Origin of the sequence: Ruegeria sp. HKCCA6837 (genome assembly GCF_013034475.1) — a bacterium.
Classification (GTDB): domain Bacteria; phylum Pseudomonadota; class Alphaproteobacteria; order Rhodobacterales; family Rhodobacteraceae; genus Ruegeria.
In genome coordinates this window covers 111,146-125,834 of sequence record NZ_WQGD01000012.1, presented here as the reverse complement: position 1 = coordinate 125,834, position 14,689 = coordinate 111,146, and the positions used below count along the sequence as shown (strand labels likewise).

Sequence of the window (14,689 nt, the reverse complement as noted above, 5' to 3'; positions counted from 1 at the left end):
AGAACTCTGGGCCGCTATCGCTGCGAACGAAATCAGGCTTTCCGTGGCGCAGGAATAGCCCGTAGAGAACCTCCAGCACATCTTCAGAACCCATGCGGATCCGAACTTCCACTGCAAGCGCCTGGCGGGTGTATTCATCCAGAACCGTGAGCATCTTATAGCTCCGCCCATTGCTCAGCTTGTTGTGAACAAAATCGACGCTCCAGACATGGTTGGGATGCGTCGATCGGAGCTGAATGATCGAGCTGTCCTTGTGGTAGACCTAGCCATCCAAACTACAATCTTTGTTCAGCTAGGAATGCATAGCGGCCAACTTAGGCCCAGACCCGGTTTCAGGAGCCTTCTCCCGAATTCAGAGGAGGAACTTACATTCTGCATTGCGTTTGAGAGGGCTGCGGGTGCAGTTTGACACCTAGAACTTAAGGCGAAAAAAGAGGGAATTTGTCATTTGCCCAACCAACTTCGCTCGTCGTCGTTTCGTTGACGGAAAAACTTCCACATGTCATGATTGAGCAGCCAAGGGTTCCTAGGAGCACCAAATTATGGCCCGATATCTAGTTCAAATCATAGCAGCATTTTTTACGTATTCATTGATCGTATTTCCTGCTGCGGCGTTTGAAACGCGAGGTTTGGTAATCGTACCCAGTGCAGAAGATATTGGGGGAGACTTCGGTAACGAAACGACTGTTGTGCCTCAGGATTTACCCCCTGAGCCTATTGATCCAGCGCCTCAACCCAAAATCTCAGAGCCTGAACTGGAGAAAAGGAAAAATGCACGAGCCAGTATCCACAGCCCAAAAATAACGGGAAATCGGGTGGCTCTCATTCTGGGATATTCAGACTACGACGAAGTAAGCAAGCTTGTTAATCCAGAGAACGACGCTCGAGTAATTTCAGACCTGTTTCGCAGAATGGGTTTTGACACTTGGACGGGGCTTAATTTATCGCAAATCGATACGTTGGAACTGGTGGCAAAGTTTGCAAAAGAAACCGTAAATGCCGAAATCGTGGTTTTCTTCTATGCTGGGCATGCTGTCCAGATTGGTGGAAAAAACTACATTCTTCCGACTGACATAAAGAATATACACGATGCTAATGCGCTGATTGATCAAGCGGTATCTTTAGACTCGGTTCTTAGGATTCTTGAGACAACATCTGGATCGCGCATTGTCTTTCTCGACGCCTGCCGAGACAATCCATTTGCTTCATCCAACTCACGTCAGGTATCCGCCAATGGTCGTAGAGGCGTAGAAGCTGGTGGGCTCGCCCGGATCGAGGCGCGAGCCGGTACAATGATTAACTATGCGACCGCGCCAGCGGAAGTCTCGTTTGATGGCGAGGGGGAGAACAGCCCATTCACCGAAGCCATTGTTGAGCACCTTGCAACTCCCGGTCTCCCATTGGAAGTCGCAATGGTTCGGGTCCGCGCAGAAGTAGCGAAAAAAACTGACTACCGACAAATCCCATGGACTCATTCATCATTGCTGCGTGAGATAGTCTTAGTGCCAGGCAAGTATGTGGCGGGAAATGCAGTGGCTTCGAGCGGGCCTTCTTTTACTGATATTTTGCTCGCTGAATTTCCAGAAGATGAATCACTGACGATCAATGGTAAAAACGCTCGATGGATGGGCGAAGACTCCGCTATGGGCGAAGACCTTTTAGAGTTTGTCAGGCAAGGCGTTAATCATGTCGAACATCGTGGTCGAAGACTACGAATATGGGTTGAAGGGAAGGCGGCTCGATTGTTTCCTGACGCCTATTCAGAAAGTCACGCAGTCCTGATCGCCATAGACGAATATCCATCATCCTCGGGCTTTCGTAACTTGGGCTTCATGGAACAGAACGCCGATAGGCTTGCCGACCAATTGCAGTTGATGGGGTTTCCAGAAGAGAGCATTACGAAACTATACGGCCCAAAAGCAACGAAATTGGCGATACTGGGGGCATTGAACAAGTTTTGGGGTACGGAGTCTGATGGGCAAGCAAACCGGGTAGTTGTCTACTTCGGTGGTCACGGAACTCATATCTCGAGGGGTAGTGATGGAACTACAGAAAGCGTCGTCACAGACGGTCTTCTGATCCCGTACGATTACGAGCCTCAACAGCCTTATCATTCTTCGGTGTTGCTCGAGGACCTTCGGGACAAGAATATCAAGCGCTCAAAAATGCATCACACGTTGCTGCTCATTGATGCGTGCTCATCAGGCTTAGTCCTGCCAAAACTGCTATCTGGCGACAACGACGATGAGGATGCCTTTCGTGAACCAGGCCGCTGGCAAACAATTCAAGCCAATCTCAAACAACCACATAAGGGAATCATTGTTGCCGGAACAGGTGAGGAAAGAGCGCTCTGGGTAAATGGAGGTGTCTTCACGCGTTCATTGATAGAAGGTCTCAAGGGTGGAGCAGACCTCAACCAAGACGGTCTGATCGAGTTTGAGGAACTACGATATGAGCTGTTCAGACGAGTACGAGGCCACTCTTTGGCTGAGGGTATTGAACAGACACCTTCTACGTTCTCCTCGGGCTCCGGACGCATTTTCTTTGAAAGACCTGCGCAGTGACCTACTGGTGGATGCTACTCTCGTTAACTCTTTGCCTTACCACGGCTTGGGTTCACTACTCACCAAAAGCCAAATTGCGGGTGCCTAACAGGGCGCTCAGGATAGTGTTTAAGATCATAATGGTTTTGCTTGCTATTTTGTTCTTTGCTATAGCGATTGTCAGTGCAGACAGGTTTCTCAGCGGGGACAGTTGGTTTGAGCGATCACCCGTCCGAGAGATGATCCTCTTTGCACTCATGGGGCTCGGTATGATTGCCAGAATGATCTCTTTGGCAATTGAAGAGCGTTCGGCAAAGCGCGCAAAACTAGAAGCTGGTGAAGCCACCCCAGACCTTCGCATCGACGGTTGGGATATTCTCTACCCCTTTCTTTCTTCCTCAATCTGTTTCGGTGCACTTACTGAAACCGTTAGCTCAATGGTGATGAGCTTGCCTGTATTGTTACTTGCATTCCAGAACGGTTTTTTCTGGCAAACAGTATTGGGTGGAGTTCGCGCGAGGCAATGAGGCAATAAGGTCCGATAGCCGTCGTCTCTGATATTCAGAATGGGCATTAACTGCGCGCCCAAACTCTTTTTTTGGTAAGACGCTCCTACTCGTTCTGTGGTGTCGCCTACGCGGGTGCCTGTGTGCACACACCTGCGCCTCCTCCCAACCAAATGATAGTAGTCAGCAGCGAAAATGGCGTTAAGACGCGCGGACCTTTTGAAGCAGTCACCGTAGTTGGCCGATTAAGCGTAGAGAGTAGGCTTGTCGAGGTTCCATTCATTGACGGGAGTTCGCAATTAGAGATTGCTTACTCGCTGTCGGCCGACCAAGTCTCGACATTCTAGACCTCCGCGACATCGCATTTGCTCCTGTGCGTCTAATCGGTATGCCAAAGGTCAACAAATTGCAGAGTTAGGTAGATCTTGCTCTGAGCTTTAGGTCCAAATGAATGTCTGCTTCGTCCCGCAAAGCAGACGTTCAAGCAAGTTGCAGCGAATGACCGGTTTGAGCCCACTTTGACCGATGCTGCGCGATGCCCCAATTGCAGCAATGCGCAGAAAGCTGACTTTGCAAACTTTGGCGGACGAGCCAATACGGACAATCAAACCTTTCTCGGATGTTGCGGTTGCGGCCTGCTTATCCGCAACAGGAGTCACCTAACTGAATTGGCGGACACGGGACAGTTGCGTAGGAACAAAAGACACAGCAATCGCCTTCCAATGGTTTCAAGACTGCCTTGCATGATTTGCATTCATAAAACCATTGGCACGAGTCAGTTGGCATTGTCTCGGTTTCAACGTGCCCACACCGAGGGCAGGTAAAAATGCTATCTAGCACCACAGTTTGTTTTGTCATTGTCTCACATCTGCATGATTAGATAATTGTTGATTTGCGCCTCATTGAACACGATGACCCATGCCAGCGCGGTGATCGCCGTGCTTCCGACAAGCCACCATTTCAGATTTGCCAACGTCCCGTTTCGATGCGCTACGAACCACGAAACCGCGACCAGCACTGTTGAGATGGCGAGAACATAGTAGCTTGCTGCCGCTATTTTTCCGAATACCGCCAACCAACTGCCACCCAAGCCGAGCAACATCATGGCCATTGGAAGAACACAGCATGTCGCGACCCCCAGAGCGGAAACCGATCCCAAGTAGCTGAGGCTCACATATTTCTTCATCTTTTGCTCCCGAGGTACTCGATTTGATTGTGTTGAGGCACCGGCATTCAGAGCGTATAACTCCTGTAGTAACTACAGGATCAAGTGGAGGCACTTCACATGATTGCGATAGGTGAGGCTTCCCGGCAAAGCGGGGTCGGCATAGAAACTATCCGCTACTACGAACGCGAAGGTATCGTACCAAGACCCGCACGAGCTCTGAACAATCGTCGCCTCTATTCAGCAAACGATGTGGGTAGACTTCGGTTTTTGAAGAAATGCCGCGACCTGGGGTTTCCTCCATCTGACGCAAAGGCGCTTTTGGAGCTGTCAGAAGGGAGTACCGAAGACTGCCGATCAGTGAAAGAACTGGCCGAGGCACACATTGCCAGCGTTCGAAGCAAGATTGATGAGCTCAGACGTTTGGAGCGCGCCTTGAGTGAGCTTACGGCCAATTGTGATAGCGGAAACGTTCAATGCCCGATGCTGCAAAGACTTAGAACGATGGATGATATCTGACTCTGGCCGCTGGGCGGAATCAAAGAGTCTGAGATTTAGCCAGATCGCGTCAGACCAAGGTCTGTGGTGCGGTAACAGATTGTAGTTCATAGTCGATTTCACGATGAGAGTGAAAGTAGCTGACCTGACGATTGGCAATTGGTCGTTGTCGCGAGTGTTTCTTGCGGCCAGCATCGTTGTGATGGGCATTGCTACTGCAATCGTCGGGGTCTGGGTGTCAAATCGAATCCAGAACGCAGTCGTGCAAAACTCCGCTAACTCTGCGGCTCTATATATGGAAAGCGTAGTATCCCCGCTCAGCCAGGAATTAGCACATGGCGACCGCCTTTCAGAGCAGGCGAGCCTGGCGCTGGACGAGGTTTTCATGACCCAGCCAATGCGTGACCGCATCGTTTCCTACAAATTCTGGAAGCAAGGCGGTGTGATTGCGCATGCCTCGGATACAGACATCATTGGAAACCGTTTCAATCCAACGGGTGACTTAAGGCGGGCGTGGAGCGGTGATATCTCCGGCTCTTTCGAAGAGCTTGATCATGCCGAAAGCGCCGCAGAGGCGGCATTGGGGATACCATTACTTGAAGTTTACAGCCCCATCCGCGAACTCTGGTCCGGCGAAATCATCGCAGTTGCTGAGTTCTACGAAAGAGCTGATCAGCTTGAGTTAGACTTAGCCCAGGCCAGGCGAACAAGTTGGTTGGTCGTCGGTTCCGCATTTCTGGCATGTACGATTGTTCTGTATTCCATCGTTGCAATTGGCGACAAAACAATTCGACAACAGGGGGCTCTTCTTACACAGCGCCTGACAGAAAGTGAGAGGATGGCTGAGCAGAATGCGCTGCTGCGGTCGCGTGTGGTCGAGGCATCAGAAAGATATGCCACGCAAACAGATCGGTTCCTCAAGAATCTTGGAGCTGAGCTACATGATGGCCCTGCGCAATACCTGTCGCTCGCCGCCCTTAGACTGGAGGCGGCGTTTTCCAAAGGGTCCGAAAGACCTAAAGAGGCAGAGGAAATTCAGCAATCCCTGCAAAAATCTCTTGCTGAAATTCGTGCAATATCGCGAGGGCTGTCCGCGCCAGATATCGACAGCCTGTCATTCGTCGATGTTGTGAAGAGAGCAGTCGAGGATCACGCCGAACACAGTCCGTTGCGACCGGATATTTCGTTCTTGGGTAGCCAGGCCCCAGAGTTGTCATTGTCCGACAAGCTGTGCATTTTTCGGTTCCTTCAGGAAACGCTTTCCAATGCCGCGAGGTATGCCCCAGATTCCAACTGTACTGTTACTTCTGAGGTGCAAACCGACCGCATAGTTATAAAGGTCAAAGACGACGGGCCTGGATTTAGAAAGTCAGAAGAATCCGCATTGCGTGACGATGGAGGCCAGGGGCTTATGGGCTTGCGAGATCGAGTCGAGAGCATTGGCGGCAAGTTCGAAGTCGTATCGAGACCGGGCGAAGGCACCACCATTGCTATGACACTCTTTCCCAGAAAGTTAGGCACATCATGACTACATCCGTCGTAATAGCTGATGATCACCCGATATTCAGGGATGGTTTGCGACGCACACTAGATGAAGCTGATGGTTTCGAAGTTTTGGCTGCCGGTTCCAATGCTGAAGAGGCAGTGTCGCTGGTCGGCACGCATCAGCCGGACATAGCTATTCTTGACCTCTCGATGCCCGGTGGCGGGATAAGCGCGACACGTAAAATTGCGGCAATGGAAAATCCACCCGTCATTGCAATCTTGACGGTCTCAGAGAACAGCAGCGATGTCGCGGACGCCTTGGAGGCGGGCGCTATTGGGTACATTGTGAAGGGAGTAACCGCGAGCGAACTAACCGCTTCCTTACGCAGCATCGCCGCAGGTGAAGGGTTCGTTTCTCCGGGCTTGGCCTCGCGGGTATTGCTGCAAATCAATGCTGACACCGGCATGTCTATTAACAGCAGCATTCTCGATGACCTTACGCATCGTGAGGAAGAAATACTTCGACGCGTGGCCAAAGGACTGAGCAATCGTGAAATCGCTGACGAGTTAGACCTTCAGGAAAAGACCGTGAAGCACTACATGACGGCAATCCTGTCCAAGCTTCATGCGCGAAATCGGGTAGAGGCTGCAATCATCGCCCATGATGTATGGAACAAAGCAGAATAACTCCGTTTTCTTTCAAGACGATGGCGGCCCTCACCAAGAGAAGCCGCCAACGAATCTTCGACTGGAGTTGCTGTTCAGTTAGCAACCGCCTGTAGCCTCCGGCGATCAGATGCCGTTGCGTTTCTCTCAACAACAGTACGGTTGTACGGGTCTTTCAACTCGTAGCGCCCGAACTCGATCTCTTCCTTCCAACCATTGGCGTAGTTAACTTCGATGTTGTTGCCTTGGATTTCCACTTTCGTGGGCCGACTTCCGGCAGTGCCGCCTTGCCCAGAAGAACGCACGCTGTCGATTGAGATACCATTCGCCAAAGACCGAAGCCTAGAGACGTCAGCGCCAGTCGCGGGGCGCTCCTCAACAGTTCGGTTCTGAGCATTCTTTCTCTCATACCGACCGTTTTCGATCTCTTCCTTGGTTCCGTCGGCGTAACGCACTTCAATGCCGTTAGCGCTTGTTTCGACCTTCGTTATCCCCGCCGAACCCGACGGTTTGCCCCCTGCTTGAGACCGATCCTTCTTTCCGCTACCTTCATTGGAACGTTTGGAGTCATCATCGTCATCATCATCGTCGTCGCGACCACTTTTTCCTGACCCCGAATTGTCATCACGGTCATCATCTCTGTCGTCGTCGCGATCATCATCTCTATCGTCATCACGATCATCATCCCGGTCATCGTCTCGGCCGCTGCTACCGGACCCTGAGTTGTCGTCTCGGTCATCATCTCTGTCGCCGCGACCATCCCCGTCGCTTCCCCTGCCGCTTTTGGCAAAGGCATATGACGGTTCAAAGTGTAGGCGACCATCGGCATCAAACGCTGGCACATAAGGCGTCGCCGCAATCAACGAAGCCAACGCCGCTGTACTAAGAAGTTGACCCAGCTTTCTTTGAATTTTCATTTTCGCCTCCAATTCTGATCATCACGCTTCGTGACATTGAAGACAGGTTACTTCTGGTTCGGCTTTCCCACATCGGGCTTAGGTCTGACGAATTTCAAGCCGAACGTCTTAGTCTGATCAGTCAATCCTAGAGAGTTTCGCTGAGCCATTTGATCAGTTCAGTGGGAACTAACCCCGTCACCCTTCAACTCGTCATCAGGTTCGAGGTGAATGACAAAGACCGAACCCGGATACAAACGATCCAATTCTTCCTCGATGTCATTGCATATATCGTGCGCTGCACTGACTGGCATGGTGCCGTCCACAACAAGGTGAAACTCCACGAAGATGACATTTGCGGATCTGCGCCCTTTGAGGTCGTGGTACTCTAAGGCGGCGCCGAGATTTGCTTCGATTGCGTTGGAAACAGTCTGCAAGTCATGGTCCGAAAGTGTCACATCCATCAGGCCATCGACGGACGACCGAATAACTTTCCAGCCCTCCCACAAGATGTTCAGCGCAACAAGAATTGCCAGGATCGGGTCGAGGATCAACCAGCCGGTGGCAAGCGCCAGTATCAGACCTGCGATGACACCAACTGAGGTCATGACATCTGTGAAAATGTGCCGGGCGCTTGCCTCCAATGCAGGCGAACCCTCGCGCCTGCCGGTTTTGAGCAATAGGTAGGCCCATGCGCCATTGACGCCCGTTGCAATGACATTGACGACGATTCCAAGAAGCGGCGCATCCTCAAGATGCGGGTTTGGGAGCGCCAGTACGGCTTCTCTGATGATCAAAAACGCCGCCAGCACAATCAGTACGCCCTCGGCGACGGCGGAAAGATACTCCGCTTTTTTGTGACCAAAGGGGTGGTTTTCGTCAGGGGGTATGTTGGCAATCCGAACCGCAAAATACGCCAGCAGTGCCGCAACAACATTTACGGTAGATTCCATCGCGTCCGACAATAGCGCCACCGAGCCTGTCAGCCACCAAGCCAACAGTTTTAGGGCCAGTACCGCAATGGATATCGGAATGGACCAAAGAGCGATTTTTTGTGTCATTTGGCCGCGACCCTCAGTCAATCATGAACAGAAACTCGGGGGATTGGTGAGCTCCGATGTTAAAAACGTAAAACAGGTGTTTGGTGAAAAGGGAATAGGCCTCACAGCTTCCAACTGGCGATCGGCAACAGCATCTGGTCCCCGCAGCATGGCACCAAACGACTGTTACTCGGATGGAAACCCCGTTGACGAAACAGGAACAGCTTTGAGATAGGCAGCAATCGCCAGACGATCCTCATCCGTGAGACGCGATGTGTTTTCGATGACGTCCACCATCTCACCACCTGCGCTGTCATAATCCGGCGTGAAACCGGATTTCAGGTACTCGGCGATGTCAGCCTCGGACCAATCAAGCTGGTCTGAGGTGAGGCCTGGGATTCGACCTTTCCCGTTTGGATTTGGTGCACCTGTCAGCCAAAGGTCTCGTTTCAGACCACCTAAGCCATTTCGCGGCGTGTGGCATTCGGCGCAGTGACCCAACGCCTCCACCAGATACCGGCCTTGCCTTTGTTGGTTGGTCAGATCACCTTCGACTACCCAGCCTGGCGACATGAACAAAAGCTTCCATCCCCCCAGTCCGCGTCGAATGTTGAAGGGAAAGTGAACCTCATGCGGAACGCTTGCAGTTGTGGCTGGTGGCAGATTGCTGAGGAATGCGTGAAGCGAAACGATGTCATCCGCTGACATGTTGGCGTAAGATGTGTAGGGAAACGCTGGAAAATAGTGCTGCCCTTCGGCTCCGGTCCCATGGATCAAGGCGTTGGCCAGATCCATGGCTGACCAGGACCCAATACCGACTTGTGGGTGACTGGAAATGTTGGGGGCGATGAACGTGCCAAACTCCGTCTCAAACCGGCGACCACCGGAGAGCCTAAGCTTTTCTTCACCAACCGCGTCCGGCGCTGAATGACAGGATGCGCATCCTGCGGCGTGGAAAACGATTTCACCTCTGGCGAGATCTGGGTTCAAACCGTCAAGTTGAGATCGATCCATTCTTTGTGGTCGGGTCAGCACCAAACCGGCCAACCCAACCAAAAGTGCAACGAAAGCAGTGAAAAGGAAAAACCGCTTCACAGCTTTCTACCATTTAGTCTTTCGGTGCTCTGTACGCTTTGTGACATGCCGAACAGCTTCCACCCAGATCGCCCATAGCCGCTTTCAGGGCATCAACATCTTGGCCAGCCGCAGCCTGCATCGCAACAGCGGCGTCTGCCATGGCCTGCCCTTTCGCACCAACGTCAGGGAAGTTTTCCCAGATCGCAGGTAGCGCTCGGGAGGACGGATCGGAAACATTGTCAGATCCCTTTGGCCACATTGCGGATTGGTCGATCTGCGTTAGTACAACAAGGTTGTTTGCAGCCCGTGTTGCGGCCTCGGCGTCATAATCCACCTCGCCTTTGGCCATGCCGCCAAGCGTACCAAGATTGAAGGCATAGAGCTGCATGATTGAGGTTCGAGCTTTCACAGCCGGGTTTTCACTTTCGTGGGCGATGGCTGTGCCAATTGCGGTCAATGACAAAAGACCCGCTGCGAAGATTGAGAACTGCTTCATCATGATGTGTCTCCCTGTTCAATGCTCCGAATGTTAGCTTGAACGAATTTTCTTGTAATTGTTTGTTATTGGTCGTCTCTTGTTAATTTATGAACAACGAAAACTGGGACGACATTCGATACGCGCTGGCGGTAAGCAAATACGGCTCACTTAATGCAGCCGCAACGGTCATGGGCGTCACGCACGCCACAGTCTTGCGCAGAGTGGCCGCTTTCGAAGAGCGCAATGGCTGCCGGATTTTTCAAAAAAACCCGTCAGGATATTCCGTTCTGCCCGAAGCTAGTGCGATCTTTTCTGCAATGGAAAGCGTCGAAGACGCAGTGCTGTCGGTGGAGCGAGCGGTTGTCGGGGCAAACCGGTCTCCTGTAGGTCACGTGCGAATTACGTCTACCGATAGTCTTTGTCAGATTGTTCTCCCTAGAATACTCAACGAAATCTCACGCCTTTACCCAGGTTTGAACCTGACTCTGCTAAGCCAGAACAGCCACCATGATCTTTCCCGACTGACAGCAGACATTGCTGTGCGCCCTTCGATAAAGCTCGGGGAAGGGCTGATTGGGGAGCGTGCAGGAACGCTGTCCTTCGGTGTCTTTGACGATGGTAGCCCCAATCGCAGGTGGATGAGGCTAGACGGGGCGTTGAGTCGTTCACTTCCTGCCAAATGGCTGGCGCAGAATGTAAGCGCCGACGAAATGACCAATGGAGCAGACAGTTTTCTGGTGCTACAGCAGATGGCGGCCTCGGGAGCTGGTAAAACCTTTCTGCCGTCATTTTTTGGCGACGTGGATACCCGCCTTAAACGGTCACAGGACGTGAATCCTAAGATCGAGGTTCCGCTGTGGGTCGCAACGTTAGAAGAAATCTCGCAAACTCCAAGGTTTGCTGTAGTTCAGAAGGCACTAGTCGAACGCATATCGGAAGCGCTAGCTAAGTGATTTTGTGCAACTGAGACTTTCGGGTTCTTAAATTTTTGACTTTCCAAATTTGCAAAGCCCAGTCGGAAACGTTGGCATTGGGCTGCTCCAATCAATTATGATTGCTGCGGAGTGCGTCTCTTGATGAAGCGATGGTCCTGTTCCACGATGTTATTCAGATACTTCCGCCTGACCATTTCGATTGGGATCGGACAACCAAAGCCTTTCAGCATCTTGATTGTGGCTTTGATGCCGGCCGTGCTAGCTCCGCTTTTGTCGATGACAATCTTCCTCGGAAGCCCGTTGATCTCCAGCATCCTGGCGAAGAACTTTGTCGCAGCCGGTTTGTTTCGTCGCGGGGAAAGCATGAAATCAAGCGTCTTGCCGTGCTTGTCGACGGCTCGATAGAGATAGACCCAGTTGCCTATTACCTTGATGTAAGTCTCGTCCATTCTCCAAGAACGGTCGCACAGTCCCTTTCGTCTGTGCGCAACATCGGCAATTGCACTAGCGTATTTCGTCACCCAACGGTTCAGCGTCGTGTGATCTACCGCAACGCCGCGCTCGGACATGATTTCTTCCAGATCCCGATATGACACGCCGTATCGAAGGTAGAAGAACACAGCAAAGAGGATCACATCCTTGGGATATTGAGCGCCTTTAAAGGAGATCATGAGCTGGCTTTCGGCTGAATTACACCGGCCGCTATTCACTCTCTGCGTTCTTGAGCGTCAATGGCAAAAAGTTTGCAACAGATCCTATTTAGGGTCAGGAGCATGGATGTGTCGCAAACTTTTAGAACGGCCCGTGCCAGCGACCTGCCGGACACGCCTATCCTGCGATCTCGACAAATTGCAGAAAGCCCGACGTGGTAGTGCTGGGAAATTGCTGCTTGCGGATCGTGTTGGCGACCTCAATGCCGTCCAGAGTAGCCGAGGCGGATCTGAACGGCTTGAACCCCGCACATGTGCCGCACGCGTCGTTTGATGAAACTGTGATCCTACTCGATCGTGTTGATTAGATATTTGGACCTGATCGCTTGTACTTTGGCAGAGCATCCGAACCGCTTCAGGATTCTGTTCACTTCTCGAATACCGGCTGCATTTGCACCACTCTTGTCTATAACGATTTTGTTTGGGATTCCGTTTGACGACAGTGCTTTGGCAAAGAACCTGGTGGCTTCTGGACGATTTCGCCGCTAAGACAGCGTGAAATCAAGAGTGTTTCCCACTTTGTCGACCGCTCGATAGAGATACATCCACTTCCCGCGCACACGAATATTGGTTTCGTCCATGCGCCATGATCTCTTCCAAGTCACGATAAGAAACCGTGTACCGCAGGTAGAAGTAAACGGCGCACAAAACCGCATCCTTTGGAAAATGACAGCCTTTCAAGGAAATCATGCTGAAACCTGTTGGAGAACAATACGCGGACACCAAAAATCGAAATCTATATGCTCGTTAATCCAGGCCCAAAGTTTGCGACACATCCTACAGCAATCACCCTCGCAGCAACAGTTATTAACTCGTTATGAGTCCTGAACCTAGCATCTTCAGCTACCGCCATTATTCCTCGACTCATTCTACAGCAATGATAACGTTCAATTAGGATCGCTATGCATGCGCAATTTTTAAAATCAATTTGCTAACGAGAGGGATCGCCATGTCGAATATTGCCGGTAAAGCCTATGCAATGAATGTGGTCACGCCCAGCAATCCAAGAATAACCTGGATCAACCGCTTGCTGTTCATGGCGGCACGCGGAGTTCCATCAAATTTGCTTGGACTGTTAGGGCTGTCACTTATTCACTTCGCCCGCTGGGTAATCATCAAACCCAAGGACTGGCCCGATCTCGGCCAAGGTAAAGAGCAGGTAAAAGACGACTATGTGCTTTTCTGCTCAAACTTCAACGGAACATGGGACCAGTATATCGATGCCTTTTCCGACGGTATCCCGTCAGGTCTTGACCTGTTCTGGTTTTCCTCGATCAAGTACCCCAAGTCGATCCCGATTACGCCGTTCAAGAACTACATCACCTACAACCAGATCGATACCGACTATTACTACAACGCCACGCCCGGCTCTGCCCAACGTGACATCAAGACCAGCCTGCTGATCTATGACCATCTGTGCGACCTTACTGAAAAACACGGCAAATCTTCTCCTGAAGAATTCGCCGATGCCTATCGCGACGCCGCTTATGTTATGCAAAAGGGCCTTGGCGATCCTGGCTTCGGACCCGTCGCGAGCCTCGATACCGAACGTGCGGACGTTAATCGTGAGAAATTCGTCAACAAGGCACAATCCGGCTTTGACACCCTACGCGCTTCAGCCAAAGCCGCTCCAAAGCCACAGGGAGATCGCTAATGCCCGACCTCGATTCCGGCCATATTTTCCTGACCACGCTTGCCCCGATCAAACCCGGTGCCCCAGAGGATGATCCTCAAACCTCTTTCGAGCAACGCGCTCGCATCGCGCTTGCCGAATTGCCCACAGGTCATCAGTCACCGGCCACCGAACATACCAAATTCAACAGCCCCTTTGCCCGTAACACCCGCAACCATCTGGCGCGTATGTTTGTGCTTAGCGATGTGGTCTATAACGGACGCAACACGCAAAATACGTTGGTCGCCCGCCTTAGGCGTAGCCCTCCCCCGATCATTCCCCAGCATGTGGATGAACTGAAAACGCCCTATTTGGTATTCTGCGCCGATGTGGACGCGGTTTTGAAAGATGGCGATCGGCTACCCACCACTCTGAGTGCCGAACAACAACGCGAAGTGCGCGCTTCATATGCAGGCGAGCTCTGGAGAACAATGGAAGAAGAGCTTCGTGCGGTGTACTCTAACTGCTACAGCTTCGAACACGTCAATTCGGCAGAGCAGTTCGGGGAATACCTCGACAAATGCCGTGTCGAAACTACGATGCCGTTCCATGATTACTACCTGGAGCTGCCAGAATTCCACAATCTGCCACTTACGCAACTGATCATCGGCGCGGTTGCCCCGCTGGCGATCGGTCTGTTCTCGCTAGTGCTCTGGCTCTTCGGTATCGCAACCGTGCCATTCTTGGGTCTTTCCAGCCTTGCCACTGGTCTCTTCGCGATTCTGCTTGGACTTGTTCTTGCAGTGATCTTCATTCGCTACGCCATCCAAAACGGTGAAAAACCCTTAGCCCCGGCCAAGTATGACGATCTACCTTCAGTTCTGAAGGCGCTCTATTTACAACAGAAATTCGCTGACTTCTTTGTCGAAAACCAGGCCAAGTCCGATACAGATCTGTACGCGGCTTTTGGCGACTTCATGTCAGAGCACGAACCTCTGAACACCAGAGTCAAAACGCAAAAACCAGGCGTCATTTCCTCGACCCACCCCGGCAATGTGAATTCTTAAAGACATGAGCA

Annotated in this window: 16 protein-coding genes and 2 pseudogenes; 9 read left to right on the top strand and 9 right to left on the bottom strand. The window is 51.7% G+C overall.

What is annotated here, in order from left to right:
• A partial coding sequence (locus GOV91_RS22955) for a DDE-type integrase/transposase/recombinase (RefSeq protein WP_371732332.1) occupies positions 1–238 on the bottom strand: 238 nt, incomplete at its 3' end.
• A 304-nt stretch (positions 239–542) separates the two neighbouring features.
• On the opposite strand from GOV91_RS22955, the gene GOV91_RS16500 reads away from it, so the two are divergent.
• The 3 genes from GOV91_RS16500 (at position 543) to GOV91_RS22950 (ending at position 3,396) form a co-directional block, all read left to right on the top strand.
• Complete coding sequence (locus GOV91_RS16500) at positions 543–2,564, top strand: caspase family protein (RefSeq protein WP_171236316.1); 2,022 nt, start codon at positions 543–545, stop codon at positions 2,562–2,564.
• A gap of 119 nt (positions 2,565–2,683) precedes the next feature.
• Positions 2,684–3,070, top strand: a complete 387-nt coding sequence (locus GOV91_RS16495; RefSeq protein ID WP_171236315.1) for a hypothetical protein — start codon at positions 2,684–2,686, stop codon at positions 3,068–3,070.
• Between the two features lie 71 nt (positions 3,071–3,141).
• On the top strand, positions 3,142–3,396 hold the full coding sequence (locus GOV91_RS22950) for a DUF3299 domain-containing protein (RefSeq protein WP_371732330.1): 255 nt from the start codon (positions 3,142–3,144) through the stop codon (positions 3,394–3,396).
• A 292-nt stretch (positions 3,397–3,688) separates the two neighbouring features.
• Here GOV91_RS22950 and GOV91_RS22750 read toward each other — a convergent pair whose 3' ends face one another.
• Together GOV91_RS22750 and GOV91_RS16485 are read right to left on the bottom strand one after the other, a co-directional pair.
• Positions 3,689–3,907 carry a GDCCVxC domain-containing (seleno)protein gene (locus tag GOV91_RS22750; RefSeq protein ID WP_254440702.1) on the bottom strand — a complete coding sequence of 73 codons (219 nt, stop codon included), beginning with the start codon at positions 3,905–3,907 and terminating at the stop codon, positions 3,689–3,691.
• 4 nt (positions 3,908–3,911) lie between these two features.
• Positions 3,912–4,235, bottom strand: coding sequence for a hypothetical protein (locus GOV91_RS16485; protein ID WP_171236313.1), 324 nt, complete (start codon positions 4,233–4,235; stop codon positions 3,912–3,914).
• A 99-nt stretch (positions 4,236–4,334) separates the two neighbouring features.
• On the opposite strand from GOV91_RS16485, the gene GOV91_RS16480 reads away from it, so the two are divergent.
• From GOV91_RS16480 to GOV91_RS16470, 3 genes are all read left to right on the top strand, one after another.
• Positions 4,335–4,733, top strand: a complete 399-nt coding sequence (locus tag GOV91_RS16480; RefSeq protein WP_171236312.1) for a MerR family transcriptional regulator — start codon at positions 4,335–4,337, stop codon at positions 4,731–4,733.
• A gap of 181 nt (positions 4,734–4,914) precedes the next feature.
• Positions 4,915–6,240 carry a sensor histidine kinase gene (locus GOV91_RS16475; protein WP_171236311.1) on the top strand — a complete coding sequence of 442 codons (1,326 nt, stop codon included), beginning with the start codon at positions 4,915–4,917 and terminating at the stop codon, positions 6,238–6,240.
• Entirely contained in the window at positions 6,237–6,884 is a 648-nt protein-coding gene (locus GOV91_RS16470) for a response regulator transcription factor (RefSeq protein ID WP_171236310.1), read from the top strand. The genes GOV91_RS16475 and GOV91_RS16470 overlap by 4 nt, the downstream gene beginning before the upstream one ends.
• 74 nt (positions 6,885–6,958) lie before the next feature.
• Here GOV91_RS16470 and GOV91_RS22535 read toward each other — a convergent pair whose 3' ends face one another.
• From GOV91_RS22535 to GOV91_RS16450, 4 genes are all read right to left on the bottom strand, one after another.
• Entirely contained in the window at positions 6,959–7,780 is an 822-nt protein-coding gene (locus GOV91_RS22535) for a hypothetical protein (RefSeq protein WP_174836778.1), read from the bottom strand.
• Positions 7,781–7,938: 158 nt separating this feature from the next.
• A complete protein-coding gene (locus GOV91_RS16460; RefSeq protein ID WP_171091448.1) occupies positions 7,939–8,820 on the bottom strand; it encodes a cation diffusion facilitator family transporter in 882 nt (293 codons plus the stop codon).
• 165 nt (positions 8,821–8,985) lie between these two features.
• Positions 8,986–9,813 (bottom strand): cytochrome c, encoded by an 828-nt coding sequence (locus GOV91_RS16455; protein ID WP_171236309.1) that lies wholly within the window; start codon positions 9,811–9,813, stop codon positions 8,986–8,988.
• 94 nt (positions 9,814–9,907) lie between these two features.
• Positions 9,908–10,375 (bottom strand): cytochrome c, encoded by a 468-nt coding sequence (locus tag GOV91_RS16450; protein ID WP_171185288.1) that lies wholly within the window; start codon positions 10,373–10,375, stop codon positions 9,908–9,910.
• Between the two features lie 86 nt (positions 10,376–10,461).
• Here GOV91_RS16450 and GOV91_RS16445 point away from each other — a divergent pair, with 86 nt between their 5' ends.
• Positions 10,462–11,307: a LysR family transcriptional regulator gene (locus GOV91_RS16445; protein ID WP_171236308.1), complete on the top strand. Its 846-nt coding sequence runs from the start codon at positions 10,462–10,464 to the stop codon at positions 11,305–11,307.
• A 113-nt stretch (positions 11,308–11,420) separates the two neighbouring features.
• Here GOV91_RS16445 and GOV91_RS16440 read toward each other — a convergent pair.
• Positions 11,421–11,960: pseudogene (locus tag GOV91_RS16440) on the bottom strand (IS6 family transposase); the annotation flags it as partial.
• A 157-nt stretch (positions 11,961–12,117) separates the two neighbouring features.
• Positions 12,118–12,689, bottom strand: a pseudogene (locus GOV91_RS16435) (IS6 family transposase).
• A 259-nt stretch (positions 12,690–12,948) separates the two neighbouring features.
• Between GOV91_RS16435 and GOV91_RS16430 the strand changes: the two are divergent.
• Complete coding sequence (locus GOV91_RS16430; protein WP_171236307.1) at positions 12,949–13,653, top strand: hypothetical protein; 705 nt, start codon at positions 12,949–12,951, stop codon at positions 13,651–13,653.
• Positions 13,653–14,678: a phage holin family protein gene (locus GOV91_RS16425; protein WP_171236306.1), complete on the top strand. Its 1,026-nt coding sequence runs from the start codon at positions 13,653–13,655 to the stop codon at positions 14,676–14,678. The genes GOV91_RS16430 and GOV91_RS16425 overlap by 1 nt, the downstream gene beginning before the upstream one ends.
• Positions 14,679–14,689 lie beyond the last annotated feature (11 nt).